Here is a 25,401-nt window from a genome sequence, read left to right as displayed (position 1 = left end):
TGATCGTCATTCCGGCGCCGCTGGATTAGAGTGGGGGCTCGTTCAGGAGCCCGTATGCATTTCGATTCCGTTACCGGCTGGGTCCGTGGCGTCCGCCACTGCCCTTCACCGAATTTCAACCTGCGTCCGCAAGGGGACGCGGTGTCGCTGCTGGTCATCCACAATATCAGTCTGCCGCCGGGACAGTTCGGCACCGGCAAGGTCCAGGCGTTCTTCCAGAATCGCCTGGACCCGAACGAACATCCCTATTTCGAGGAGATCCGCCACCTGACGGTTTCCGCGCATTTCCTCATCGAACGCGACGGCGCCATCACCCAGTTCGTCTCCTGTCACGACCGCACCTGGCATGCCGGGGTTTCCTGCTTCGACGGTCGCGAGGCGTGCAACGACTTCTCCCTTGGCATCGAACTGGAGGGGACCGACACGGAACCGTACACGGACGCGCAGTACACTGCCCTGGCCGGGCTGACGCGGCTGTTGCGCGCGGCCTTCCCGGCGATCACCCCGGAACGCATCCAGGGCCACTGCGATATCGCCCCGGAGCGCAAGACCGATCCCGGCGAGGCTTTCGACTGGTCGCGCTACCGCGCCGGATTGACCGATTCCAAGGAGGAAACATGACGTTCCTGGTGTTGCTGCTGGCCCTTGCGCTGGAGAAGTTCTCCGGCTGGCGCCGGCGTATCCAGCGCGATGGCGCCTGGCTCGCCTGGCTGGGCCTGGTCGAGGACCTGCCCTCGGTGTCCCGCCGCTCCTGGCTGGGGCTGCTGCTCGCGGTGGTCCTGCCGTTGCTGCCGCTGGCCCTGCTGCTGACATTGCTGCAGCCGCTGGCCTATGGCTGGTTGAGCCTTCCGCTGCATCTTCTGGTGGTGGTCTACAGTCTCGGCCGCGGCGACGTCATGGCCGACCTCGGGCCGTTCCGCGACGCCTGGCGGCGCGAGGAGGCCCAGGCTGCCTTCCATGTCGCCGAACGCGATCTGGGGGTCCTGGGCGGCAGCGAGAGCGAACTGATCGGCCGGGTGCACAGCCATTTGCTCTGGCAGGGCTACCAGAGCTTCTTCGCGGTGATCTTCTGGTATGCCTTGCTCGGCCCGGTGGCGGCCCTGGCCTATCGCCTGCTGGCACTGGCGCTGGAGCACGCCCGCCAGCCGGCGTTGCGCGAACAGGCGGCGCGCGTCCGGCATATCCTCGACTGGTTGCCGGTGCGTGCGCTGGTGCTGAGCTTCGCCCTGGTCGGCAACTTCCTCGCGGTTATCCGCGTGCTGCTGCACTGGCTGCTGGCCTGGGACATCTCGGCGGCCGCGCTGCTGGGCAAGGCCGGACGGGTCGCCAGCGATGTCGAAGCGGTCGAACTGGGTGCCGCCGGCGTCGCCAGCCTGGATGCGCTCTGGCAATTGCTGGTGCGTGCGGCCGTGCTCTGGTACGCCGTGTTCGCCTTCTGCGCGCTGTTCCTCTGAGCGTAGCGACGGGGAATCCGCTTGCGATTCCCCGTTAACCTTAAGTTACAGAACACCAGGCCGATATCGGGTACACAGGTGAACGTGTCCGCATGATTTCGAAAGGCCATTACCGAGCGGACTCCGTGCGTCAATGTCGCCACGCGGCGGCATCTCTCAGAACGATAAGAACAATCAGGAGACGTCTGGGTGAAGACCGTACTCTATCCCGCTATCGCGCTGATGAACCGGCTCAGCTTCGGCATGAAGTTCGGCCTGATCAGCGTGCTGTTCTTCCTGCCGCTGCTGATCACCAGCTTCTATCTGGTGCGCGATGCCTATCGCCAGTTCAGCGACACCCGGATCGAACTGCAGAGCTTGACGCTGCTGGGTAGCGGACTTCAGATCCGGCGTGGCCTGGAGTCCCTCAACGATCTGTTGCAGATCAATGCGGTCATCGGCCAGTCCGGCAAGGCCGGCGATCTGGAAGCGCGCATCGCGGACGTCCAGAAGGGACTGCGCGGGCGGCTCGAGGCGCTGGCGCCGCTCAGCGAGGATGGTGCGGCGGTAGCCGAATTCGAGGCCCAGCGCGACCGGTTGCTCAACGGCTTGCAGGCCGTGGAGGCCGAAGGGTCCCTGCAGGGCAAGGGCGCACGGGCGGAGAAGCTGCTCGGTAGCGCACAGGTATTCATCAAGTTGCTCATCGCCCAGGCCGGGCTCAGCCAGGACAGCCAGCGCCAGGTGCGCCAGCTCAGCGAGCTGGTCGGCTCGATAACGCCGGAGGTGACGGCGGCCATCAGCAAGGGGCGCGCCATCGGCGCCTACTCCCTGGGCCAGGGTTTCCTCAATTCGTCCTCCAGCGCGCGGCTCGACGAACTGCTGCTGGAGTTCGAGAAACTGCATGGCGAGTACGGCCTGAAGCTGCAGGAGTCCCTGGCCGGCAGCCCACCGGCGCTGGAGGAGGCCGCCCAGGCCAGTCGCGAGACCCTGAAGAGCCTGGGGCAGTTGTTCGAGGACCGGGTGATCGTGGCCGAGACGCTGGATACCCCGTGGACGCAGTTCTACGATCAGGTCAGCGCGGCGATGGACAAGACCTACCAGCTCGACGACGCCGTTCTCGGCTATCTCGATACCCAGTTGCAAAAGCGCCTGCAACAGGTGCGCACGCAGATGCTGTTGCTAGTCGCCGCGCTGGCCGTGGTTTTCGCCGCGATCCTATACCTCTACGGCGGTTTCTACGTCTCCACCCGCGCCACCCTGAAGGATCTCGGGCGAATGATGGAGCGCGTCGCCGGCGGCGACATGACGGTCAGCTTCCAGGCCCGCAGCCGTGACGAACTGGGCGAGCTGGGACAATCGTTCAACGAATCGGTGGCGAAGATCCACGACCTGATCGAGCGGGTCAGCCAGACCGTCGGCGAGGTCGAGCGGCAGACCCTGCGCGTCGAGTCGGTGTCGGCCGAAAGCAACCAGGCGGTAGCCGGGCAACGCAGCCAGATCGAGCAGGTGGCCACGGCGATGAACCAGATGGCCGCTACCGCCCAGGAAGTGGCACGCAGCGCGGCGATGGCGGTGAGCAGCGCGAACAGCGTGAACCAGGAAACCCTCAGTGGGCGCAGCCTGGTCGAGTCGCAGGTGGGTAGCATCCAGCGCCTGGCCGGCGAGATCGACCAGTCGGTGGCGGCGATCAATCGCCTGGCCAGTGACAGCGCCTCGATCAGCCAGGTGCTGGATGTGATCAAGGGCATCGCCGAACAGACCAACCTGCTGGCGCTCAATGCGGCGATCGAGGCCGCTCGTGCCGGGGAGCAGGGGCGCGGTTTCGCGGTGGTGGCCGACGAGGTGCGCACGCTGGCCAAGCGCACCCAGCAATCCACCGCCGAGATCGAACAGATGATCCTGCGCCTGCAGGGCGGCGTCGATGCGGCGGTGAAGGCGATGGGCAGCAGCCACCATACCGCCGATGGCACGGTCAACGAGTCGGCGCAGGTGCAGCAGGCACTGGAGAATATCCTCGGCGCGGTGGGCATGATCGTCGACCAGAACCAGCAGATCGCCGCCGCCGCCGAGCAACAGACCGCCGTGGCCCACGATATCGACCAGAACATCGTCGAGATCAACCAGGCCGGCGAGCGCACCGCGGAAGGCGCCAGCCAGACCGAACGGGCCAGCCGCGAACTGGGCGCCCAGGTGACCCAGCTGAAACGCCTGATCGGTGCGTTCCGGGTGTAGGCACAAGGCCTGCGCGGGACGTTTTTCGTCCATCCGATTGAACGCTGGGCGGACGGGGACATCCCACTGTCATGCACATGGGGTAAAGGCTGAGCAGGTCAATCCGGCGGTGCGACAGGCGGAGGCGAAATCGCGGCATTTTTTTATTGATCTCGCGTCCCCTTGGTCCTAAAGTTCGCGCCCGAACGTCCATGCTGGAAACGATCCATCCGGCTCAAGTACTGACGACGAGAGATCGCCTTGTGGCAAGGCGACGTCCGCTGCTCAAGCGGCCAGGTTGTCGCGCGGGACACGCGCGCGACCTACCAGGATGAACAGGCGGTGGCTGCCGGCAGGCAGGTGATACTCGGCGACATGCCTTGGGAAGTAGGCGAACCAAAGTGGGGAAACGGATTAGACGTTCAGCTTCACCCCTACGAATCCATGTGTTTTGCCATTGGGAGTCCCAACCATGTCCATCAAGGTCGAGGATTATTTCGCCCCTGAAACCTTCCAGCGCATGAAGGCCTTCGCCGACAAGCAGGAAACCCCCTTCGTGGTCATCGACAAGCAAACCATCGCCGATGCCTACGACCAACTGACCGACTGCTTCCCCTTCGCCAGGATCTACTACGCGGTGAAGGCCAATCCCGCTACCGAAATCACCGAGCTGCTGCGCGACAAGGGTTCGAACTTCGATATCGCCTCGATCTACGAACTGGACAAGGTGATGAAGACCGGCGTCGGTCCGGAGCGCATCAGCTACGGCAACACCATCAAGAAATCCAAGGACATCCGCTACTTCTACGAGAAGGGCGTGCGCCTGTTCGCCACCGACTCCGAAGCCGACCTGCGCAACATCGCCAAGGCCGCTCCCGGCGCCAAGGTCTACGTGCGTATCCTCACCGAGGGCTCGACTACCGCAGACTGGCCGTTGTCGCGCAAGTTCGGCTGCCAGACCGACATGGCCATGGACCTGCTGATCCTGGCCCGCCAGCTGGGCCTGGAGCCCTACGGCATTTCCTTCCACGTCGGTTCGCAGCAGCGCGACATCTCGGTGTGGGACGCGGCGATCGCCAAGGTCAAGGTGATCTTCGAGCGCCTGAAGGAAGAAGACGGCATCGTCCTGAAGATGATCAACATGGGCGGCGGCTTCCCGGCCAACTACATCACCAAGACCAACGACCTGGAAACCTATGCGGAGGAGATCATCCGCTTCCTCAAGGAGGACTTCGGCGACGACCTGCCGGAAATCATCCTCGAGCCGGGCCGTTCGCTGATCGCCAATGCCGGCATCTTGGTCAGCGAAGTGGTGCTGGTCGCCCGCAAGTCGCGGACCGCCGTGGAGCGCTGGGTCTATGCCGACGTCGGCAAGTTCTCCGGACTGATCGAAACCATGGACGAGTCGATCAAGTTCCCGATCTGGACCGAGAAGCAGGGCGAGATGGAAGAGGTGGTGATCGCCGGCCCGACCTGCGACAGCGCCGACATCATGTACGAGCACTACAAGTATGGCCTGCCGCTGAACCTGGCGAGCGGCGACCGCCTTTACTGGCTGTCTACCGGCGCCTACACCACCAGCTACAGTGCGGTGGAGTTCAACGGCTTCCCGCCGCTGAAGGCGTTCTACCTCTAGCGCAGTCGCCTCTGTTACGAAGAGCCCCGCCTCGGAGGGGCTTTTTCATGTCGCTCTGGAAGCCTCGCGGCGCTCGTGCCAGCCTTGTTCGACAACCCATGACAAGGACGCCGACATGACAGGTAATGGTGTTTCCCTGGTGACCCTCGGGGTCGCCGATCTGGCCCGCTCCTCTCTCTACTACCAGGCGCTGGGCTGGCAGCCCTCTTCGGACGGCAACGAGCAGGTGGTATTTCTCAAGGGCCGTAACCTGGTCCTCGGCCTCTACGGACGCAGCGCCCTCGCCGAGGATGCGCAGGTGGAAGATCGTCCGACCGGCTTCGCGGCTATCACCCTGGCCTGCAACTGCGCCTCGCGGGACGAGGTGGACCGTCTGTTCTCCGCAGCTACGGCGGCCGGCGGGCAGGCGACCAAGATGCCGCAGGAAGTGTTCTGGGGTGGCTACTCCGGATATGTCGCCGACCCGGATGGACACCTTTGGGAAATTGCCTACAACCCGTTCTGGCCGTTCGACGAGCAGGGCAACCTGGTCTTGCCCTGAGGGCGCTACGGATGGAAAAACGCCCCGCTCGGCGGGACGTTTTCTTTGGCGGCGGTCAGCCTTCGTTCGGCTGGCGGGACGGTGCGCGCGGCGTCGTTGGCGCGGGTCGTCCGGCCTGGGCTACCTGCTGCCCGGCGTCGGCCTTGTCCAGCGGCAGCTTGTCGAAGTCGCGCAAGCCATTGTGGGCATAGGGGTTGCCGATCCAGCGGACTTCATGCTGGAAGTCGTTGCTCACCAGGCTCTTGGTCGGATCGAAGAGGTCATAGTTGAGGCCGGCGAGGTCGGACCAGGTATGGATCAGGTCTTCGCTGCTGTAGCGTCGGTCGACCAGGGCCTGCAGGTCGCGTGGGTGGGTCTGCTGCCAGCTGGGCGAAGTCCAGACCAGGAAGGGCACGGTGTACATGCCGCGGGTCGGGTCGCCTTCGTTGCGGCCGAGACGGTCGTGCGGGGCTTCGTCGAAGACTTCCTCGCCATGGTCCGAGAGGTAGACCAGGAAACCGTTCGGATCGCTGTTGGCGAAGCCCTTGATCAGGCTGGAGACCACGTAGTCGTTGTACAGCACGGCGTTGTCGTAGCTGTTGTAGACCTCCACCTGGTCGTCGCTGAGGGCCGCCGGGGCGCCCTGGCGGTCGACGAAGCGAGCGTAGTCGGCGGGATAGCGGTACTTGTAGTTCATGTGGGTGCCGAGCAGATGGACCACGATGAACTTCTTCGGCGCCGGGTCGTCCAGCACCTTGGCGAAGGGCGCCAGCACCGCGCCGTCCAGCTGGCTGGCGTTCTGGCTGCGCTGGTTGTTCAGGTAGAACTGCGCATCGGTCTGCTGGGCGAAGGTCGTCAGCATGGTGTTGCGCTTGGTCATGGTCTGCTGGTTGGTGATCCAGAAGGTCTTGTAGCCGGCCTGCTTCATCAGGTTCATCAGCGACGGATCGGTGAGGAAGCGGTCGGGATGCTCCTGGTCAGCGAACGTCAGCACCTGCTGCAGCACCTCGATGGTGTATGGCCGCGACGCCACCACGTTGTTGAATACCGTGAGGTTCCGGTTCGCGGCCTTCATTGCGTCCAACTGCGGGGTCGTTTCGCGTGGATAGCCGTAGAGGCTCATGTGCTTGCGCGACGTGGATTCGCCGATCACCAGGACCAGCGTGCGCGGCGTATCGCCATTGGCATCGACGAGGTTCTTCAGCGGCGGTAGGGCCGCGTTCTTTTGCAACAGCGCCTGCATGCTGCCCAGCTGCTGGCGGTATTGCTGGTAGCCGATCAGCAATTGCCAGGGCACCGCCGGTTCCATGCGCGCCTGGACCTTGTCCAGGGCTTCGTCGAAGGGCCGGCCCTGGCTGACCAGTTGCTTGTAGAACGGATAACCGATGGTCGCGACGATCAGCAGCACCGCCACCGGCAGGGCGCTGAAGCGCGGCAGGTAGACTGGGCGCAGGCGGCGCCAGAGGAGGATGGCGACCAGGCTGTAGAGCACCAGGCCGAGGGTCATCCAGGGGTTGAAGTACTGGCTGAAATATTCGCTGGCCTCGGCGGTGTTCGACTCGAACATCACGAAGATCACGCTTTGCGAGAATTCCTGGTGATAGATGCCGAAATAGCTCAGGCCGACCAGCGAGGCGGCCCACAGCACCAGCCCGATGACGGCGGCCAGCGGCTTGGTCCAGCGCGGGAACAGCAACACCGGCGCAAGCCAGATGGTGCTCAGCACCATGGCGTTGCGGAAACCGGAGAAACCGCTGTTGCCGGAGGTCAGCAGGAGCAGTTGGGTGATACCGGAGAAGAACCAGAAGAACAGGAACAGCCAGCCCAGGCCGGCCCAGTCGATGCGATTGCGCGTAACGCGTGGTGGGGTGGGGGACACGATAGCCTCGTTCGATGGATCGGAGGCGCGATCGTCGTTCGCCTCGATGAAACGGCGAGGGTAGGGAAAGGCTTGTCAAAAAAGTGTTATGTGGGCGTGAACAAAGGGTCGTGCGTTGTTCGTCAGGCGGGCAGTCGTGCGTGCCCGTGACGTTCGAGCGCCTGTTCCAGGGCCTCTCGATCGGTGTCGTCGCCCAACTGCGCCGCGCGTCGGTAGTAGGCCAGCGCCAGGCTGCGGAACGGTGGGTGGGCCGACTGCTCCAGGCCATGGCGGGCGCTGCGCAGGAAGTTCAGGTTGCCGCCTTCGAGGGCACGCCGGAGCCAGGTTTCGGCCTCGGCATGGCGGCCCGAGGCGCTGAGCATCGCGGCGTGGCTGAACTGGCCGCGAAAATCGCCACCCTCGGCGGAGCGTCGATACCAGTGCGCAGCTTGCGCCAGGTCGCGAGCGACCACCAGGCCTTCTTCGTGGTAGCGCCCCACCAGGTTCATCGATTTCGCGTGGCCCTGCTCGGCCGCTTGCCGATACAGCGCATAGGCGCGCGGCTGGTCCTGGGGCACCCCGCGGCCGGTGGCGTGAAGATTGGCCAGGTTGTAGCGGGCCCAGTCGAGGCCGGCCTGGGCGGCGATCCGATAGTGGACCGCTGCCGCGGCTGGATCCGCCGGGCCGCCCCAGCCATGTTCCAGGCAGCGAGCGAGCATATTGCGCGCCATTGCGTGGCCGTGCCCGGCGGCGATCGCGAACCAGGTCCGCGCCAGGGTCGGGTCGCGCTGGATGCCTTGGCCGTCCAGAAGGATCTGTCCGAGCAGGGCCTGGGCTTCCGTCAGGCCCTCGCGCGCAGCGCCGAGGATGGCCTGGGCAACCTCGCCCGGGGTACCGGCCAGTTGTGCGGCGAAATCTTCGGCGTCCAGTGCGTCGTGACGGAGCAGCAGGTGGCGCATGTTCAGAGTTCCGACCAGCGCCGCAGGAGATTGTGGTAGGTGCCGGTTAGGCGGATCAGCGAGGGATGGTCGGGCACGTCGTGGGTGAGTCGCTGGATCGACTGGTCCATTTCGAATAGCAGGGTGCGCTGGCTGTCTTCGCGGACCAGGCTCTGGGTCCAGAAGAACGAGGCGTAGCGCGCGCCACGGGTGACCGGATTGACCTTGTGCAGGCTGGTGCCGGGGTAGAGCACCAGATCGCCGGCGGGCAGCTTCACCTGTTGCAGGCCGTAGGTGTCCTGGATCACCAGTTCGCCGCCGTCATAGTCCTCCGGGTCGCTGAAGAAGAGGGTCGAGGACAGGTCGGTACGGACCCGCTCGCGGCCGCCATGGACGTCGCGCACGGCGTTGTCGATGTGGAAGTCGAACGAGCCCCCGCCGGTATAGCAGTTGAACAGCGGCGGGAAGACCTTGAGCGGCAGGGCGGCGGACATGAACAGGGGATGGTTCCACAGGCGCTGCAGCATGGCTTCGCCGATCTCCCGGGCCAGCGGGTGGTCCTGCGGCAGTTGCAGGTTGTGCTTGGCCTTGGCCGATTGGTAGCCGGCGGTCGCCTTGCCGTCGGCCCATTCCGCCTGCTCCAGGGCTGCGCGGATCCGGGAGACTTCCTCGGCGGTGAAGATGGCGGGAATATGCAGCAACATGGCGCTGTCCATGAAGGCGAAATGATTGCCAATGATATTGATTTGCATTGGACGTGTAAAACCGCCAGAAATTGTAGACGAGCGAGATGGGAAAAAATGTAATGAGAAAATTGTAAAGAATGTAAATTCCTGTCGAATGCGAATCCGTAATAATTGATAACAATTCTGATCTGCAATAAATTCCGCGACCTTCACAGCTCCCGGGGAGGGGTTTCGAATGTCGCGTCAGTCCACGGATACCGCCGTTTCTTCGCAACGTCTGCTGGCTTCGGCCATCGGTGTCGCCATCACCGCCATCGCCGCACCGCAGGCAGCCCACGCCGACGAGGCCGGGCAGAAAAAGACCGACAAGGACCGCGTACTGTCGCTGGATGCGGCCACCATCGTCGGCGAGCAGCAGGACGAAACCACCTACAACGTCGACCGCTCGGCGTCGAAGAAGTACACCGCGCCGCTCTTGGATACGCCGCGCTCCGTCACGGTAGTACCAAAGCAGGTGATCAAGGATACCGCCGCCGTGTCTCTCCAGGATGCACTGCGTACCGTTCCAGGTATTACCTTTGGCGCGGGCGAGGGCGGCAATCCCACCGGTGACCGGCCATTCATTCGCGGCTTCGATGCGCAAAGCGATACTTACGTCGATGGTGTACGCGATACTGGTGCACAGACCCGCGAGATCTTCAACCTTGAGCAGATCGAGGTCAGCAAGGGCCCTAACTCGGCATTCGGAGGACGGGGCTCGGCCGGCGGCAGCCTCAATCTCGTCAGCAAGCAGGCCAAGGCTGGGAACTTCATCGATGGCGGCTTCACCTATGGTTCTGACCAGACTCGCCGCTACACCCTGGACCTCAACCAGGAATTCCTCGATGGCAATGCGGCATTCCGGCTGAATCTTCTCAAGCACGATGCCAATGTCGCGGGCCGCGATGAAGTCGATGTCAGTCGCTGGGGCGTAGCGCCGTCGCTCACCTTCGGTCTTGGCTCGCCGACCCGAGTGACCGTCAGCCATTATCACCTGGAAAGTGACGATACCCCGGATTCGGGCATTCCCTATGCCAAGAGTAGCGATCGCAGCAAGCACAATCCGGACAAACCGGTGAATGTTGATCGAGGCAATTTCTATGGGCTGACGGGGCGCGATTTCCAGAAGAGCCGCATCGATACCAGTACCATCACCGTTGAGCATGATCTGACTGACAGCCTCACTATTCGCAATACCTCGCGTTACGGCAATAGCCATCAGGACTATCTGTGGACACAACCGGATGACAGCCAGGGCAACATCAACAATGGCTCGGTCTGGCGCCGCCAGAACAATCGGGTAAGTACCACCACCACAGCAGTCAACCAAACTGACCTGTTTGGAGAGTTCTACCTGGGTGGCTTCAAGAACAGCTTCAGCACCGGCCTGGAGTTCAGCCGAGAAGACAGCAAGCGCGATGGGTATATCGTCGATACCAATACCGGCCTGGGCAGCAACAAGTGCAATCCATCGCTGATCGGGGCGCCTAGCGGCTATAACTGCACTAGTCTGGAAAATCCCAATCCGCACGATCCATGGAATGGCAGTATTACCCGGAAATATGCGCCGCTGAATACGGTCGGCACCACCAAGGCAATATATGCGTTCGACACCATCGACCTGAACGAGCAGTGGCAGGTCAATATTGGCGCGCGCTTCGATAGTTTCGAAACTACGGCGAAGAACCACGGTGTAAGACCCGCTACCAAACTCAGCGACAAGTCGAGCTTCTGGAACTGGCAGGCAGGCTTGGTGTGGAAACCTGTACCCAACGGCAGCATCTATGCGTCCTACGCCACTTCGGCTACGCCGCCGGGTAGCATGCTCGATAATGGGGATACCTCGAATGCTGTCGACGGGTTCGCCATCAGCAACAACCTTGAACCGGAAGAAACCACGAACTACGAGCTTGGTACCAAGTGGGCTTTCTTCAACGAGCGGCTGGAGCTGAGTGCCGCGATCTTCCGCACCGACAAGGACAATACCCGCATCCTAGTCGCCAACCAGACCTACGACAACGCCGGACAATCCCGCGTCGACGGCGTGGAGTTGAGCGCCAGCGGCAAGCTGACCGAGAAGTGGAAGGTGTTCGCGGGCTACAGCTACCTGGACAGCGAGTTGGTCGATGCCGGTAAGGCTGGGCGTAACGGCAATGTGAACGCATCGGCGGCTTCCAACAACGGCAACGAGATGCCAAATACGCCGAAGAACAGCTTCAGTCTCTGGACCACCTATGACATCTTCCCGAAGACCACCATCGGCGGCGGGGCTTTCTATGTCGACAAGGTCTATGGCGACGTTGGCAATACCGTCTATGTCCCCGATTACTGGCGCTATGACGCAATGGCTAGCTACAAACTGAGCAAGAACGTCGATTTCCAGTTGAACGTGCAGAATGTGTTCGACAAGAAGTACTTCGACAAAGCCTATGCGGCGCACTATGCGTCCCAGGCCGCTGGAAGGACGATACTGTTCAGCACCAACTTCCACTTCTGACTGCCGCTCTCGCTCCCCACGAAAGCCCCATTCCCCCTACGGGATGGGGCTTTCCCGCATCCAAGTGGGTAAATAGAGCGTAAAGAACGTTAATTCGGCTTTATCGCAACTGATTATCAAATAGAATTGCCCGCCGACGTCCTCGTGTCGTCTGGCCGGCGCTTGGCGTCGGCGTAGTCCCGTTGTTGCCGCGCGGCGGCCGTGAAGGTGATCCTGTGAAGAAAGTCTGGTTCCAGTTGCATTGGTTCTTCGGTATCAGCGCCGGCCTGGTGCTGGCGCTGATGGGCGTCACCGGAGCGACCCTGTCGTTCCAGGACGAGCTGATGCGCGCGCTCAACCCTGACGTGCTGGTGGTGCAGAAGCGCCCCGAGGGCGTGCTGCCGCTGGACGAACTGGTGCGCCGTATCGAAGGCGCCGAGCCGGGGCGGAAAGTGGCCTTCGTCTGGGTCGAGATGGACAGCGACAAGGCTGGGCGGATCTTCTACACCCCGCCGCCGGGACAGCGCCGCGGCGAGTCGCGCTGGATCGATCCCTACACCGGGGCTTTCGTCGGCGAGCCGCGCGGGGAGGGTTTCTTCAACCTGATGATGCAACTGCACCGTTTCCTCGCCATGGGCGAGTACGGCAAGCAGGTCACCGCCGCCTGCACCCTGATCCTGATCTTCTTCTGCCTGTCCGGTCTCTACCTGCGCTGGCCGCGCAAGGTTTTCGACTGGCGCGCCTGGCTGACCCTCGACTGGTCGCGCAAGGGGCGCAGTTTCAACTGGGACCTGCATGCCGTGGCCGGCACCTGGTGCCTGGCGCTCTACCTGCTGGCTGCGCTGACCGGCCTGTACTGGTCCTACGAGTGGTACCGCAACGGCCTGTTCAAACTGCTCGATGACGCGCCCGCCGGCCAGCAGGCGCAGCGCGGCAAGCCGGGCGGACGTGGCGAGCGCCCGGCCGATGCGGCTCCGCTGGTGGTCGACTACGCGGCGGTATGGAACAGCATCCGCCAGGCCGGCGGCGACCGCTTGCAGGCCTACAACCTGCGCCTGCCGCCGGCGGGCGGCCAGCCGGCGACAGTGTTCTATCGCCTGACCGACGCGCCGCACGAGCGTGCCTTCAACACCCTGACCCTGGACCCGGCCAACGGCCAGGTGAAAAGCGACCAGCGCTATAGCGACCGTTCTTTCGGCAGCCAGTTGCTGGCCAGCGTCTATGCATTGCACGTAGGCAGCTATTTCGGCATGGCCGGACGCATCCTGATGATGCTCGCCAGCCTGGCGATGCCGCTGTTCTTCATCACCGGCTGGCTGCTCTACCTCGACCGCCGGCGCAAGAAACGCGCGGTACGGGCGAGCCGCGCCGACCTGGGCGGCAGCGCCGGCGCCAGCGGCGAGCCCTGGCTGATCGGCTACGCCAGCCAGAGCGGTTTTGCCGAGCAACTGGCCTGGCAGAGCGCCGGCCAGTTGCAGGCGGCCGGGTTGCCGGTGCGGGTCGAATCGCTGGCGCGCCTGGATGCCGGGCAACTCGCCGAGGCGCGCAAGGCGCTGTTCGTGGTCAGCACCTTCGGCGACGGTGAGGCGCCGGACAGCGCCCGCGGCTTCGAACGCAAGGTGCTTGGCCAGGCCGCCAGCCTCGATGGCCTGAGCTACGCCCTGCTGGCCTTGGGAGATCGCCAGTACGAGCAGTTCTGCGGCTTCGCCCGGCGCATGCAGGGCTGGTTGCAGGGGCAGGGCGCGCGGAGCCTGTTCGCCCCGGTGGAGGTCGATGATGGCGACGCCGCGGCCCTGCGCCAATGGCAGGAAAGCCTGGCCGAGGTGACCGGCGGTGCCGCCCCGGCGGCCTGGGAAGCGCCGGCCTTCGAGGTCTGGTCGCTGGCGCGGCGGGAGTGCCTGAATCCTGGCAGCCAGGGCGAGTCGACCTGGCTGCTGGACCTGCGTGCGCCGGCCGACAGCGCCATCCAATGGCGCGCCGGCGATCTGCTGGAGATCGTTCCGCACCAGGCGCCCGCGCGCATCCGCGAATGGCTGCAGCGGCATCACCTGGACGGCCAGGTGCGGGTGGCGGTCGAGGGCGTCGAGCAGAGCCTGGAGCAGGCCCTGGCCGGGCGCCTGCTGCCGGATTCTTTCGAACACCTGGTCGGCTTGCACCCGCAGGCGCTGCTGGATGCGCTGATTCCGCTTTCCGTGCGCCAGTACTCCATCGCGTCGCTGCAGAGCGATGGCGACCTGCAACTGATCGTACGCCAGGAGCAGCATGCCGACGGCAGCCTGGGCATCTGCTCCGGCTGGCTCACCGAGTACCTGCCGCTCGGCGCTGCGCTGACCCTGCGCCTGCGCCGCAACGCGGGTTTCCACCTGCCGGAGGATGACGTGCCGCTGATTCTCATCGGCAACGGTACCGGGCTCGCCGGCCTGCGCAGCCTGTTGCGCGCCAGCATTGCCGCCGGGCGCAAGCGCAACTGGCTGCTGTTCGGCGAACGCAATTTCGCCCACGACTACTACTGTCGTGCGGAGCTGGAGCAAGCCCTGGCCAGGGGCGAGCTGCAACGCCTGGACCTGGCCTTCTCCCGCGACCAGGCGGAGAAGATCTATGTCCAGGACCGCCTGCATGAAGCGGCGGATGAACTGCGGCGCTGGATCGACGAGGGCGCGGCCTTGTACGTCTGCGGCAGCCTGCAGGGCATGGCCGGCGGTGTCGACCGGGTGCTGCGCGAAGTGCTCGGTGAGGAGGCCTTGCAACGCCTGGCCGACGAAGGACGTTACCGACGCGACGTGTACTGAACGGATGAATGAAAAAGGCTCCCAAGGGAGCCTTTTCGTTGCCAACTGCTGGGACTGCCGGGCTTTGCGGGGTGTAGGGCGAATAACCGCAGAGCGGTTATCCGCCATTTCGGCGAGATATCGGCGGATGACGCCGTTGGCGTCATGCGCCCTACGGAGCTATCGGACTTCGCGCTGTCCGTGGCGTAGGGCGAACAACCGCAGAGCGGTTATCCGCCATTTCGGCGGGGTGTCGGCGGATGACGCCGTTGGCGTCATGCGCCCTACGGAGCTATCGGACTTCGCGCTGTCCGTGGCGTACGTCGAACAACCGCAGAGCGGTTATCCGCCATTTCGGCGAGATATCGGCGGATGACGCCGTTGGCGTCATGCGCCCTACGGAGCTATCGGGACTTCGCGCTGTCCGTGGCGTAGAGCGGTTATCCGCCATTTCGGCGAGGTATCGGCGGATGACGCCGTTGGCGTCATGCGCCCCACGGAGCTAGCGGGGCCTTGCGTCGCCGGGCCTCAGATCCACAGGATGAAAGCCAGTACCAGGGCGAAGAAGCCCCATTTCTGCAGGTAGTAGAGCTTGCGGTTGCGCTTCTTCAAACGTTTGCCCTGCAGGCGGATCTTGTAGAGGCTGTCGAAGATCCGATTGAGTCCGCCGGTCCGGTCGCCTGCGTTGTTCGGGGCGGCCGCGGCAGCCATCACGTTGCGGCTGAACCAGCGGTTGAAGGCGGTGGCCCAGCCCTGGGTCAGCGGCCGCTCGATGTCGCAGAAGAGAATGATGCGGTTGTGTTCGGTGGCGTTTTCCGCGTAGTGGATGAAGGTTTCATCGAACACCACCGCCTCGCCGTCGCGCCAGTGGTAGCGCTCGCCGTCCACCTCGATGAAGCAGGCCGGATCGTTGGGGGTGAACAGTCCCAGGTGGAAGCGCAGCGAGCCGGCGTAGGGATCGCGGTGTCGCACCAGCTTCGAGCCCGGCGGCAGTTCGGCGAACATCGCCGCCTTGACCGAGGGAATCTGCCGCAACAGGGCGGTGGTCTGCGGGCAGAGTTGTCCGGCGGAGGGATGGGCCTCGTCGTACCATTTCAGGTAGAAGCGCTTCCAGCCGCTCTTGAAGAACGAGTTGAAACCGATATCGTCGTACTGTTCGGAACGCTTGATGTTGCCGGCGTCGTGCAGGTGCAGCGCCTCGCTGCGGATGGCTTGCCAGTTGTCGACCAGAACCTGCAGTTCGGGGAAGGTCTGCGGTGCCAGGTAGGGGCGGTTCGGTACCTTCGAGAACAGGTACATCAGGCAGTTGATCGGAGCGAGGAAGCTGGAGTGGTCGCTCAATTGGCGCGACAGCTTGTGGCGTACCCGGCCGCGAAAATGGACATAGAGGATGCTCAGCGCATAGGCCGCCAGGATGAGAACTTTCATGAATGCAAGGTCGTCGGTGCAAAAGAGGAGAATTTACTCCTGTTCTCAGTGCCTGAGTATGCTACCTGACGCTAATTCGCCAGCACTGCGCTCATTTTTTCGTAATCCTGGCCTCGAAAGGAGCGCACAATGAACGACACCGGCCGGCGTATCCTGCTCAACTGCGACATGGGCGAAAGCTTTGGCGCCTGGCGCATGGGCGACGATGTCCACAGCATGCCGCTGGTTGACCAGGCCAACCTGGCTTGCGGCTTCCACGCTGGCGACCCGCTCACCATGCGGCGCGCGGTGGAGCTGGCGGTACGCCATGGCGTGAGCATCGGCGCGCACCCGGCCTATCCCGACCTGAGCGGCTTCGGCCGGCGCTCGCTGGCCTGCTCTGCCGAAGAGGTGCATGCCATGGTGCTGTACCAGATCGGCGCGCTGGACGCTTTCTGCCGTTCCCTCGGCGCCCAGGTGGCCTACGTCAAGCCGCATGGCGCGCTGTACAACGACCTGGTCGGCGACGACGAGCTGCTGCGCGCTGTGCTCGACGCCTGCGCCGCCTATCGCAAGGGCCTGCCGCTGATGGTGCTGGCCCTGGCCGACAACGGCCGCGAGCTGGAACTGGCCGACGAGGCCGACGTGCCGCTGCTGTTCGAGGCCTTCGCCGATCGCGCCTACCTGCCGGACGGCCGGCTGGCGCCGCGGCGGCTTGGCGGCGCGGTGCATCACGATCCGCAGCGGATCATCGAGCAGGCCCTGGCCATCGCCCGCGGCGAGGCCTTCCCCGACTACGACGGCAACCCGCTGCGCCTGACCGCCGACAGTCTTTGCGTGCATGGCGACAACCCGGAGTCGCTGGCGGTCCTCCGGCGCCTGCGCGCGGCCCTGGACAGCCTGTGATCCGCATCGAACCCGCTGGTGCCGAAGCCCTGCTGCTGACGCTCGCCGAAGAGCCCGAAGTGGACCTGTCTGTGCGCCTGGCCGAGCTGGCCAGACGTCTGCGCGAGGGGCTCGGCGAAGGCGTCAGGGATCTGGTGCCGGGCTGGACCACCCTGATGCTGCATTACGACCCCTACCGCATCGCCCCGCAGGTACTGGAAGAACGCCTGGGTCCGCTGCTGGCGGAGTGGCACGCCTGGCGCCCCGCCGAGGATGCCGGGCGCCTGCACGAGATTCCCGTCTGGTACGCCGGCGAGGACCTCGCGACGGTAGCGGTTGCCTGCGGATTGACTGGCGAAGGAGTGATCGAACTGCACAGCGCGGCCGAATACCGGGTCGGCGCGATCGGTTTTGCTCCGGGATTCGCCTACCTCGGCGGCCTCGATCCGCGCCTGGTCCTGCCGCGGCGGGCCACCCCGCGGGCGCGTGTACCGGCCGGCAGCCTGGCCATTGCCGAGGCGCAGACGGCGATCTATCCGCAGGCCTCGCCCGGCGGCTGGCACCTGCTGGGACGCAGTCCGTGGCGTCCGTTCGATCCGGCCGCCACTCCTCCGTGCCCACTGGCGCTGGGCGACCGGGTGCGCTTCGTCGCCATCGGGCGCGAGGACTTCCTCGACCTGGGCGGGCGCGAATGAATGGTTTGCGGGTCGTCAAGGCGGGACCGCAGAGCCTGCTGCAGGACGACGGCCGGCGTGGCTGGCAGCACCTCGGCGTATCCGCGGGCGGCCCTCTGGACCGCCAGGCGGCAGCCTGGGCCAATCGTCTGCTCGGTAATCCCTGGGGGGCGCCATTGCTGGAAATCGCTTTCGGCGGCTTGGCACTGGAGTGCAGGGTGGAGGCGACCTGGCTGGCGCTGACCGGAGCGCGCCTGGCGCTGACGGTGGACGGTCGCGAATGCCTGCCCTGGAGTCGCTTCCGGGTCCGCCGCGGGCAACGCATCGAACTGGGCTTCGCCGAGGCCGGGCAGCGTGCCTACCTGGCCTGCGCCGGCGGTTTCCGGGCGAGGCCGGTACTGGACAGCGTCGCCTGCCAGGTTCGCGACGGGCTCGGCGGTTTACAGGGCGATGGCCGGATCCTGGCGGAGGGCGATTGCCTGCCGTGTGCCGAAGCGGGAGCGGCGTGTCCGTGGGATGCCAGCGTGCCCTGGCGTTTCCAGCCGGACTACCGGCAGCAGCGGCCCTTGCGCGTGCTGCTCGGCGGCGATGCGGCGGCCTTCGACGCAGCCAGCCGGCAAGCCTTCTTCGCCAGCGCCTGGCGAATCAGCCCGCGGTCCGATCGCATGGGCGTCCGCCTGGCCGGCGAGCCACTGCGCGGGGCGCCGCGCGCCTGGTCGCAGGGCGTGGTGGAGGGCGCTATCCAGGTTCCGCCCGATGGCCAACCCATTGTGCTGATGGCCGACCGCCAGAGCATGGGCGGCTATCCGCTGCTGGGCTTCGTCCATCCACTGGACCTCTCGCGCCTGGCGCAAAGCCCCGCGCATAGCGAGGTAACCTTCGTCGAGAGCGACCTGGCGACGCAGCAGGCCGATCTGCTGCGCTTCTACCGCTTCTTCCGCGGCTGAGCGCTCAGCCGGCCAGGTGGCCGAGCGGCAGCGGCGAGGGCGCCTTGACCGTCTTGATCGCGAAGTTGCTGCGAATGTCGCTGACCCCGGGCAGGCGCAGCAGGGTCTCGCTGAGCAGGCGTTCGTAGGCGCGCAGGTCGGGGACCACCACTTGCAGGAGGAAGTCCGACTCGCCGGAGACGAGGTGCACCGAGATCACCTCCGGCAGGTCGACCACCGCACGGTGGAAGGCCTCGGCCTGCTCCTGGCGGTGGCGTTCCACCTTGATCCCGACGAACACCGTGAGGCCGAGGCCGACCTCGTCGCGGTCGATGCTGGCCTGGTAGCCGCGAATCACCCCGGCCTCTTCCAGCAGGCGCACGCGGCGCAGGCAGGGGGACGGGGAGAGGCCGATCTCCTCGGCCAGTTGGACGTTGCTCAGGCGGCCGTCGCGCTGGAGGGCGGCGAGGATGCGGTGGTCATAGGCGTCGAGTTTCATCTTGGCATATCCGGATGGATAGTCTCCAGAGAGTAGAATTTACTGCCAAATAGAATGGATAGGCTGGTGGAAAACGCAAGCACCTGCCCTGCCTTGCGGGCATAGAATCGTTATCCGGGTCACCTTCCTGGAGCCGATACGATGGACACGAGCGCTTTCCTGATTGCCCTGGCGGTGGTTTACCTGGTGCCCGGACCAGACATGCTCCTGCTGTTCCAGACCGGCGCCCGTCAGGGCCGTCGCGCGGCGCTGGTCACCGCCCTCGGCCTGGCCCTGGCTCGGGCCTGCCATGTGCTGATGGCCGCGACCGGGCTGGCGCTGCTGTTCCGTACCGCTCCCTGGACCTTCGACCTGGTGCGTCTGCTCGGCGCCGCCTACCTCGCCTGGCTTGGCCTGCAGATGCTGCGCGGTGGCGGACTGGCCTTGCCGACCAGCGACGCGGGCTCCGCGCCGCTAGTCCCCCACGCCGACCGCCGGGCCTTGCTGCGCGGACTCCTGACCAACCTGCTGAACCCCAAGGCCCTGCTGTTCTGTTCGGTGTTGCTGCCGCAGTTCGTCAGCCCCGGGGCCGGTTCGCTGGCCGTCCAGTTCGCCGCGCTCGGTACGGTCCTGGTTCTGGTTGGCCTGGCCTTCGACTGCGCCTATGCGCTGGCCGGTGGCCGCCTGGGCCGCTGGCTGGCGTCCCGGCCGCGGGCACAGCGCCTGCAGCAGTGGGGCTTCGGTGGGTTGTTGATAGGGTTCGGGGTAAGGCTGGCGCTGCTGCGCCAGCTCTGAAGGGCTGCGGGGCGGCGAGCGCCCCGTGGCGCTCAGCCGAGGAATTGCTCGGCGTGGTGGCAGGCCACCTGGCGCTGGTCGAGCAGGCGCAGCTCGGGCACCTCGCTGCGGCAGCGCTCGGTGGCGTAGGGGCAGCGCTTATGAAAGGCGCAACCCTCCGGCGGGTTCAGCGGGTTCGGCAGTTCGCCCTGGATGCGGATCTTCGGCTTCGTCGGGTCCGGGTGGATCGCCGGGGTCGCCGAGAGCAGCGCGCGGGTATAGGGATGCAGCGGGTTCTCGTAGAGCTTGTCCGCCGGCCCCATCTCCGCCGGTCGGCCGAGGTACATCACCAGGACGTCGTCGGCGACGTGGCGGACCACCGCCAGGTTGTGCGAGATGAACACGTAGGCGGTGCGGAACTGCTGCTGCAGGTCCATGAACAGGTTCAGTACCTGGGCCTGGATCGACACGTCGAGGGCCGAGGTCGGCTCGTCCGCCACCAGCACCTTGGGTTGCAGCATCATCGCCCGGGCCAGGGCGATGCGCTGGCGCTGGCCGCCGGAGAACATGTGCGGGTAGCGCTGGTAGTGCTCCGGCCGCAGGCCGACCTGGCGCATCATCTGCTGGACCTTTTCGCGGCGTTCCTCGCGCGACAGCGCGGTGTTGATCAGCAGCGGCTCGGCCAACTGGTCGCCGATCTTCTGTCGCGGATTGAGCGAGGCGTAGGGGTTCTGGAAGACCATCTGCACGTCGCGGCGCAACTGCCGGCGCTGGTCCTTGCTGGCGCCCTTGACCTCCTGCCCGGCGATTTTCAGCGAGCCGGAGGTGGGTTCCTCGATCAGGGTCAGGGCGCGCGCCAGGGTCGACTTGCCGCAGCCGGACTCGCCGACCACGGCGAGGGTCTTGCCGGCTTCCAGTTCGAACGATACGCCGTTCAGCGCGCGCACCTGGGCATGGCCCTTGAACAGGCCGCGGGAGACTTCGTAGTGACGGGTCAGATCACGGGCGGTCAGAACGGTTTCCATCAGGCCACCTCGTTCAGCAGGTTCAACGGATAGAAGCAGCGCACCGCGCCGCGCTCGTGTGCCTCCAGGGCCGGCCGCTCCTGGCGGCAATGCTCCTGGGCATAGGGGCAGCGTGGCGACAGCAGGCAACCGCGCGGGCGGTCGTAGCGCCCCGGAACGATGCCGGGCAGGGTGGCCAGGCGGGCTTCGCCGGCACAGTGCTCGGGGATCGCCTTGATCAGCGCCTCGGTGTAGGGATGGGTCGGGCGGTCGAACAGCGCCGGCACGCCGCCGATCTCCACCGCTTCGCCGGCGTACATCACGCAGACGCGCTGGGCGGTCTCGGCGACCACGGCGAGATCGTGGGTGATCAGGATCAGCGCCATGTCCTGGTCGCGCTGCAGGTTCAGCAGCAGCTCCATGATCTGCGCCTGGATGGTCACGTCGAGGGCGGTGGTCGGCTCGTCGGCGATCAGCAGCTTGGGCTCGGCAGCGATGGCCATGGCGATCGCCACGCGCTGGCTCATGCCGCCGGAGAGCTGGTGCGGGTAGGCGTCGAGACGGCTGGCGGCGGCCGGGATCTCGACCCGTTCGAGCAGTTCCAGGGCGCGCTGGCGCAGGGCCTTGCCGCGCAGGCCGAGATGCAGGCGGAGGACTTCCTCGATCTGGTAGCCGACGGTGTAGCTGGGGTTGAGGGCGGTCATCGGGTCCTGGAAGACCATCGCCATGTCCTTGCCGACGATGCGCCGGCGCTGGCGGCCCTTGAGGGTGAGCATGTCGTGGCCGTCGAAGCGCAGGTGATCGGCGGACACCCAGCCGGGGGCGTCGATCAGGCCCATCAGGGCCATCATGGTCACCGACTTGCCGGAGCCGGACTCGCCGACGATGGCCAGCACCTCGCCCTTGTCGACGCTCAGGTCGAGGCCGTCGACCACGGGCACGGCGGTGGTGTCGCCGAAGCGCACGCTGAGGTTCTTGATATCGAGGAGGCTCATGCGGCGGTCTCCTGTGGCGCGGATACGGATGCGCTGTTCATGGTTGTGCTCCTCATGCCGCGTTCTTCAGTTTCGGATCGAGGGCGTCGCGCAGGCCGTCGCCCATCAGGTTGATCGCCAGTACGCTGAGCAAGATGGTCAGGCCGGGCAGGCTGACCACCCACCAGGCGCGCTCGATGTAGTCGCGGGCGGAGGCGAGCATGGTGCCCCACTCGGGGGTCGGCGGTTGCACGCCGAGGCCGAGGAAGCCGAGGGCGGCGGCGTCGAGGATCGCCGAAGAGAAGCTCAGGGTGGCCTGGACGATCAGCGGCGCCATGCAGTTCGGCAGCACGCAGACGAACATCAGTCGCAGGGTGCCGGCGCCGGCCAGGCGCGAGGCGGTGACGTAGTCGCGGTTTAGCTCGGTCATCACCGCGGCGCGGGTCAGGCGTACGTAGGCCGGCAGCGAGACGATGGCGATAGCGATCACGGTGTTGATCAGGCCCGGGCCGAGGATCGCCACGATGGCCACCGCCAGCAGCAGCGACGGCAGCGCCAGCATGATGTCCATCAGGCGCATGATCAGCGGCCCGGCACGGTTCGGCGAGAAGCCGGCGAGCAGGCCGAGGAGGATGCCGGGGATCAGCGAGATCACCACCGAGGACAGGCCGATCAGCAGCGACAGGCGGGCGCCGTGGATCAGCCGCGAGAGCAGGTCGCGGCCCAGCTCGTCGGTGCCGAGCAGGAAGCGCGCCTGGCCGCCTTCCAGCCAGGATGGCGGGGTCAGCAGGAAGTCGCGGAACTGCTCGCTCGGATCGTAGGGGGCGACCCAGGGGGCGAACAGCGCGCAGAACACGATCAGCAGCATGAACAGCAGGCCGCCGAGGGCGCCCTTGTTGTGCGCGAAGGACTGCCAGAATTCCTTCAGCGGGGACGGGTAGACCAGGCTCGGGTCGCTGGCGGGAGCGTTGTGCATGGCGTTCATCGGCTGGCTCCTCAGCGTTGGTGGCGAATGCGCGGGTTGGCCAGGCCGTAGAGGATGTCCACGACGAAATTGACCAGGATGACCAGGGTGGCGACCAGCAGGATGCCGTTCTGCACCACCGGGTAGTCGCGACGGCTGATGGCGTCGATCAGCCACTTGCCGATGCCCGGCCAGGAGAAGATGGTTTCGGTCAGCACCGCGCCGGCGAGCAGCGTGCCGACCTGCAGGCCGAATACCGTCAGCACCGGAATCAGCGCGTTGCGCAGGGCGTGCACGAAGACCACCCGGGCCGGCGACAGGCCCTTGGCGCGGGCGGTGCGCACATAGTCTTCGCGCAGCACCTCGAGCATCGCCGAGCGGGTCATGCGGGCGATCACCGCCAGCGGGATGGTGCCCAGCACGATGGCCGGCAGGATCAGGTGGCGCACGGCATCGAGGAACGAGCTCTGTTCGTCGGAAAGCAGGGTGTCGATCAGCATGAAGCCGGTCTTCGGCTCGATGTCGTAGAGCAGGTCGAGACGGCCGGACACCGGCGTCCAGCCCAGCGACACGGAGAACAGCATGATCAGGATCAGGCCCCACCAGAAGATCGGCATCGAATAGCCGGCGAGGGACACCGTCATCACCCCGTGGTCGAACAACGAACCGCGTTTCAGGGCGGCGATCACCCCGGCCAGCAGGCCGAAGGTGCCGGCGAAGAGCATGGCGGCCAGGGACAGTTCCAGGGTCGCCGGGAACAGGGTGAGGAATTCGTGCCAGACGCCTTCGCGGGTGGTCAGCGATTCGCCGAGATTGCCCTGTGCCAGATTGCCCACGTAGTCCAGGTACTGCTGGTACAAGGGCTTGTCCAGGCCCAGGCGGTGCAGGGCCTCGGCATGCATCTGCGGATCGACGCGACGTTCGCCCATCATCACTTCCACCGGGTCGCCGGGAATCAGGCGGATCAGCGCGAAGGTGAGCAGCGTCACGCCGAAGAAGGTGGGGATCAGCAACCCCAATCGTCGTGCAATGAAACTAAGCATGTTGGCGGGTAACTCCTCATCGCGGACCGTGCGCCCCGCTGGCGGCAGGGCTGTGGTCCTTGTTCTTCTACGGCTTCACCGAGGTGGTGGCGAAGTTGTTGTTGCTCAACGGATTGATCACGTAGCCCTGCACCGTGTTCCGCCGGACGTTGAACAGCTTCGGGTAGGCCAGCGGTATCCATGGGGCCTGTTCGTGGAATACCACCTGGGCCTGCTCGTACAGTTTCGCCCGCTCGGCCGGATCGCTCACCTCGCGGGCCTTGCGCATCAGCGCCTCGAAGTCCTTGTCGCACCAGCGCGCCTGGTTTTCACCCGACTCGGCGGCGGCGCAGCTCAGGTTCGGGCTGAGGAAGTTGTCCGGGTCGCCGTTGTCGCCGGCCCAGCCAAGCAGCGACAGGTCGTGCTCGCCGGCCTTCGAACGCTTGAGCAGCTCGCCCCATTCCAGGGAACGGATGGTCAGCTGAATGCCGGCCTTGGCCAGGTCTGCCTGCAGCATCTGTGCCGCCAGGGCGGGGTTGGGGATGGTAGGCGAGGTGCCGTTGCGAATGAACAGGGTGATCCTGAGATTTTCCGCGCCGGCTTCCTTGAGCAGCGCCCTGGCGCGTTCGGGATCGTGCGGCCAGTCCTGGATCGAATGGTTGTAGCCGAGCAGGGTCGGGGGATAGGGACCGACCGCCGGACTGGCCGCGCCGGGGCCGAACACCGCGTCGAGCATGGCCTTCTTGTCCAGAGCGAGGTTGATCGCCTGGCGCACGCGCGGGTCGTCGAGCGGCTTGTGCTGGGTGTTGATGGCAATGTAGGTGGTCAGCAGGGCATCGATCTCGTCCACCGCCAGGTTCGGGTCCTGCTTCAGGCGCGGCACGTCCTCCGGTTTCGGGTACAGCGAGACCTGGCACTCGCCGGCACGGACCTTCTGCATGCGCACGTTGGGATCGAGGGTAATGGCGAACACCAGATTGTCGATCGGCGGCTTGCCGGCGTAGTAGTCCGGGTTCGCCGTGTAGCGGACCTGGGCGTCCTTGGCGTAGCGCTTGAAGACGAACGGCCCGGTGCCGATCGGCTGGTTGTTCAACTGGCCCTGCTTGCCGGCGGCGAGCAACTGGTCGCCGTACTCGGCGGAATAGATGGACGCGAAGGGCATCGCCATATCGCGCAGGAACGGCGCTTCGGGACGGTTGAGGACGAAGCGCACGGTGAGCTCGTCGACCTTTTCCACCGACTTGATCAGCTCGCCCATGCCCATCGCGTCGAAGTAGGCGTAGCCGCGCAGCGCCGAGGCATGCCAGGGATGCTTCGGATCGAGGGCGCGCTGGAAGGTCCACAGCACATCATCGGCATTCAGGCTCCGGGTCGGCTTGAAGTAGTCGGTGGTATGGAATTTCACGCCGGGGCGCAGGTGGAAGGTATAGCTCAGTCCGTCGGCGCTGACGTCCCAGCGCTCGGCCAGCCCCGGGATCACCTCGGTGGTGCCGGGGCGGAAGGCGAGCAGGCGGTTGAACACGGTTTCCGCGGAGGCGTCGGCGGTCACCGCGCCGGTGTACTGGACGATGTCGAAGCCTTCCGGGCTGGCCTCGGTGCAGACCACCAGGTTCTTCGCCTGGGCCGCGCCGGCGGCGCATAGCGCCAGGGCCAGGGGCAGGTGTCGGAGCAACGGATGGAGCATGGGGTCCTCCTCGTGGGCCCCGTCGCCGGGGCCGCCGGTTGTCG

21 protein-coding genes are annotated in these 25,401 nt (G+C 65.5%); 11 read left to right on the top strand and 10 right to left on the bottom strand.

The annotated features are described in order from the left end of the window. The first annotated feature begins 54 nt into the window (after positions 1-54). The 5 genes from ampD (at position 55) to VQ065_RS25825 (ending at position 5,821) form a co-directional block, all read left to right on the top strand. The gene (ampD, locus tag VQ065_RS25845) at positions 55-621 is read left to right on the top strand and encodes a 1,6-anhydro-N-acetylmuramyl-L-alanine amidase AmpD (RefSeq protein WP_034024111.1); all 567 of its coding nucleotides are present in this window, start codon (positions 55-57) and stop codon (positions 619-621) included. After that, on the top strand, positions 618-1,454 hold the full coding sequence (gene ampE, locus VQ065_RS25840) for a regulatory signaling modulator protein AmpE (protein ID WP_003094639.1): 837 nt from the start codon (positions 618-620) through the stop codon (positions 1,452-1,454). Before ampD ends, ampE begins: the two co-directional genes overlap by 4 nt. Positions 1,455-1,643: 189 nt before the next feature. Next, positions 1,644-3,665 (top strand): methyl-accepting chemotaxis protein, encoded by a 2,022-nt coding sequence (locus VQ065_RS25835; RefSeq protein ID WP_003094624.1) that lies wholly within the window; start codon positions 1,644-1,646, stop codon positions 3,663-3,665. A 451-nt stretch (positions 3,666-4,116) separates the two neighbouring features. After that, positions 4,117-5,280: a type III PLP-dependent enzyme gene (locus VQ065_RS25830; protein ID WP_003094617.1), complete on the top strand. Its 1,164-nt coding sequence runs from the start codon at positions 4,117-4,119 to the stop codon at positions 5,278-5,280. Between the two features lie 115 nt (positions 5,281-5,395). Continuing rightward, positions 5,396-5,821 (top strand): VOC family protein, encoded by a 426-nt coding sequence (locus tag VQ065_RS25825; protein WP_003094613.1) that lies wholly within the window; start codon positions 5,396-5,398, stop codon positions 5,819-5,821. 55 nt (positions 5,822-5,876) lie between these two features. On the opposite strand, the gene VQ065_RS25820 is transcribed toward VQ065_RS25825, so the two are convergent. The 3 genes from VQ065_RS25820 to VQ065_RS25810 all read right to left on the bottom strand — a co-directional run bounded on the left by VQ065_RS25820 (position 5,877) and on the right by VQ065_RS25810 (position 9,300). Further along, a complete protein-coding gene (locus VQ065_RS25820) occupies positions 5,877-7,679 on the bottom strand; it encodes a phosphoethanolamine transferase CptA (RefSeq protein WP_003094608.1) in 1,803 nt (600 codons plus the stop codon). A 122-nt stretch (positions 7,680-7,801) separates the two neighbouring features. Beyond that, positions 7,802-8,617, bottom strand: coding sequence for a tetratricopeptide repeat protein (locus VQ065_RS25815; protein WP_003094604.1), 816 nt, complete (start codon positions 8,615-8,617; stop codon positions 7,802-7,804). Positions 8,618-8,619: 2 nt separating this feature from the next. Further along, entirely contained in the window at positions 8,620-9,300 is a 681-nt protein-coding gene (locus VQ065_RS25810) for a Fe2+-dependent dioxygenase (RefSeq protein ID WP_003110338.1), read from the bottom strand. A 217-nt stretch (positions 9,301-9,517) separates the two neighbouring features. Between VQ065_RS25810 and piuD the strand changes: the two genes are divergently transcribed. Beyond that, the gene (gene piuD / locus VQ065_RS25805) at positions 9,518-11,818 is read left to right on the top strand and encodes a TonB-dependent siderophore receptor PiuD (RefSeq protein ID WP_003094598.1); all 2,301 of its coding nucleotides are present in this window, start codon (positions 9,518-9,520) and stop codon (positions 11,816-11,818) included. Between the two features lie 215 nt (positions 11,819-12,033). Further along, positions 12,034-14,586, top strand: coding sequence for a PepSY domain-containing protein (locus VQ065_RS25800; RefSeq protein ID WP_003094595.1), 2,553 nt, complete (start codon positions 12,034-12,036; stop codon positions 14,584-14,586). Between the two features lie 507 nt (positions 14,587-15,093). Here VQ065_RS25800 and lpxO read toward each other — a convergent pair. Further along, a complete protein-coding gene (gene lpxO / locus VQ065_RS25795) occupies positions 15,094-15,993 on the bottom strand; it encodes a lipid A hydroxylase LpxO (RefSeq protein WP_003094463.1) in 900 nt (299 codons plus the stop codon). Between the two features lie 129 nt (positions 15,994-16,122). On the opposite strand from lpxO, the gene VQ065_RS25790 reads away from it, so the two are divergent. From VQ065_RS25790 to VQ065_RS25780, 3 genes are read left to right on the top strand one after another with little or no spacing between them, the layout of a single operon-like run. Continuing rightward, positions 16,123-16,878 carry a 5-oxoprolinase subunit PxpA gene (locus VQ065_RS25790; RefSeq protein WP_003094461.1) on the top strand — a complete coding sequence of 252 codons (756 nt, stop codon included), beginning with the start codon at positions 16,123-16,125 and terminating at the stop codon, positions 16,876-16,878. After that, positions 16,875-17,552: a 5-oxoprolinase subunit PxpB gene (pxpB, locus tag VQ065_RS25785; protein WP_003094459.1), complete on the top strand. Its 678-nt coding sequence runs from the start codon at positions 16,875-16,877 to the stop codon at positions 17,550-17,552. Before VQ065_RS25790 ends, pxpB begins: the two co-directional genes overlap by 4 nt. Continuing rightward, positions 17,549-18,478, top strand: a complete 930-nt coding sequence (locus VQ065_RS25780; protein WP_023098828.1) for a 5-oxoprolinase subunit C family protein — start codon at positions 17,549-17,551, stop codon at positions 18,476-18,478. Before pxpB ends, VQ065_RS25780 begins: the two co-directional genes overlap by 4 nt. A gap of 4 nt (positions 18,479-18,482) precedes the next feature. Here VQ065_RS25780 and VQ065_RS25775 read toward each other — a convergent pair whose 3' ends face one another. Continuing rightward, positions 18,483-18,956 (bottom strand): Lrp/AsnC family transcriptional regulator, encoded by a 474-nt coding sequence (locus VQ065_RS25775; protein ID WP_003094456.1) that lies wholly within the window; start codon positions 18,954-18,956, stop codon positions 18,483-18,485. A 141-nt stretch (positions 18,957-19,097) separates the two neighbouring features. Here VQ065_RS25775 and VQ065_RS25770 point away from each other — a divergent pair, with 141 nt between their 5' ends. Next, positions 19,098-19,730 (top strand): LysE family translocator, encoded by a 633-nt coding sequence (locus VQ065_RS25770; protein ID WP_003094454.1) that lies wholly within the window; start codon positions 19,098-19,100, stop codon positions 19,728-19,730. Positions 19,731-19,762: 32 nt separating this feature from the next. Here the strand turns inward: VQ065_RS25770 and VQ065_RS25765 are convergent, their stop codons facing one another. From VQ065_RS25765 to VQ065_RS25745, 5 genes are all read right to left on the bottom strand, one after another. After that, on the bottom strand, positions 19,763-20,734 hold the full coding sequence (locus tag VQ065_RS25765; RefSeq protein WP_003094452.1) for a peptide ABC transporter ATP-binding protein: 972 nt from the start codon (positions 20,732-20,734) through the stop codon (positions 19,763-19,765). Beyond that, positions 20,734-21,708, bottom strand: a complete 975-nt coding sequence (locus VQ065_RS25760; protein ID WP_003094451.1) for an ABC transporter ATP-binding protein — start codon at positions 21,706-21,708, stop codon at positions 20,734-20,736. The genes VQ065_RS25765 and VQ065_RS25760 overlap by 1 nt, the downstream gene beginning before the upstream one ends. A gap of 52 nt (positions 21,709-21,760) precedes the next feature. Continuing rightward, positions 21,761-22,672, bottom strand: coding sequence for an ABC transporter permease subunit (locus VQ065_RS25755; RefSeq protein WP_003094448.1), 912 nt, complete (start codon positions 22,670-22,672; stop codon positions 21,761-21,763). Between the two features lie 11 nt (positions 22,673-22,683). Next, a complete protein-coding gene (locus tag VQ065_RS25750) occupies positions 22,684-23,694 on the bottom strand; it encodes an ABC transporter permease subunit (RefSeq protein ID WP_003094446.1) in 1,011 nt (336 codons plus the stop codon). A 67-nt stretch (positions 23,695-23,761) separates the two neighbouring features. Continuing rightward, positions 23,762-25,357 carry an ABC transporter substrate-binding protein gene (locus VQ065_RS25745; protein ID WP_003094445.1) on the bottom strand — a complete coding sequence of 532 codons (1,596 nt, stop codon included), beginning with the start codon at positions 25,355-25,357 and terminating at the stop codon, positions 23,762-23,764. Positions 25,358-25,401: the final 44 nt, after the last annotated feature.

The sequence above is a fragment of the Pseudomonas sp. KBN10P06128 genome (assembly GCF_037574945.1).
GTDB classification, from domain to species: domain Bacteria; phylum Pseudomonadota; class Gammaproteobacteria; order Pseudomonadales; family Pseudomonadaceae; genus Pseudomonas; species Pseudomonas aeruginosa.
Note: the sequence above shows the minus strand (reverse complement) of the source record. Positions and strands in the feature narration are given on the sequence as shown.

Bases quoted from the DNA above. Each gene is read 5' to 3' on its own strand.
- ampD (WP_034024111.1), top strand. From the start codon at position 55: ATGCATTTCGATTCCGTTACCGGCTGGGTCCGTGGCGTCCGCCACTGC.
- ampE (WP_003094639.1), top strand. From the start codon at position 618: ATGACGTTCCTGGTGTTGCTGCTGGCCCTTGCGCTGGAGAAGTTCTCC.
- VQ065_RS25790 (WP_003094461.1), top strand. From the start codon at position 16,123: ATGAACGACACCGGCCGGCGTATCCTGCTCAACTGCGACATGGGCGAA.
- VQ065_RS25765 (WP_003094452.1), bottom strand. From the start codon at position 20,734: ATGGAAACCGTTCTGACCGCCCGTGATCTGACCCGTCACTACGAAGTC.
- VQ065_RS25745 (WP_003094445.1), bottom strand. From the start codon at position 25,357: ATGCTCCATCCGTTGCTCCGACACCTGCCCCTGGCCCTGGCGCTATGC.
- VQ065_RS25810 (WP_003110338.1), bottom strand. From the start codon at position 9,300: ATGTTGCTGCATATTCCCGCCATCTTCACCGCCGAGGAAGTCTCCCGG.
- VQ065_RS25750 (WP_003094446.1), bottom strand. From the start codon at position 23,694: ATGCTTAGTTTCATTGCACGACGATTGGGGTTGCTGATCCCCACCTTC.
- piuD (WP_003094598.1), top strand. From the start codon at position 9,518: ATGTCGCGTCAGTCCACGGATACCGCCGTTTCTTCGCAACGTCTGCTG.
- VQ065_RS25815 (WP_003094604.1), bottom strand. From the start codon at position 8,617: ATGCGCCACCTGCTGCTCCGTCACGACGCACTGGACGCCGAAGATTTC.
- VQ065_RS25780 (WP_023098828.1), top strand. From the start codon at position 17,549: ATGAATGGTTTGCGGGTCGTCAAGGCGGGACCGCAGAGCCTGCTGCAG.
- VQ065_RS25830 (WP_003094617.1), top strand. From the start codon at position 4,117: ATGTCCATCAAGGTCGAGGATTATTTCGCCCCTGAAACCTTCCAGCGC.
- VQ065_RS25760 (WP_003094451.1), bottom strand. From the start codon at position 21,708: ATGAGCCTCCTCGATATCAAGAACCTCAGCGTGCGCTTCGGCGACACC.
- VQ065_RS25775 (WP_003094456.1), bottom strand. From the start codon at position 18,956: ATGAAACTCGACGCCTATGACCACCGCATCCTCGCCGCCCTCCAGCGC.
- VQ065_RS25755 (WP_003094448.1), bottom strand. From the start codon at position 22,672: ATGAACGCCATGCACAACGCTCCCGCCAGCGACCCGAGCCTGGTCTAC.
- lpxO (WP_003094463.1), bottom strand. From the start codon at position 15,993: ATGAAAGTTCTCATCCTGGCGGCCTATGCGCTGAGCATCCTCTATGTC.
- VQ065_RS25825 (WP_003094613.1), top strand. From the start codon at position 5,396: ATGACAGGTAATGGTGTTTCCCTGGTGACCCTCGGGGTCGCCGATCTG.
- VQ065_RS25770 (WP_003094454.1), top strand. From the start codon at position 19,098: ATGGACACGAGCGCTTTCCTGATTGCCCTGGCGGTGGTTTACCTGGTG.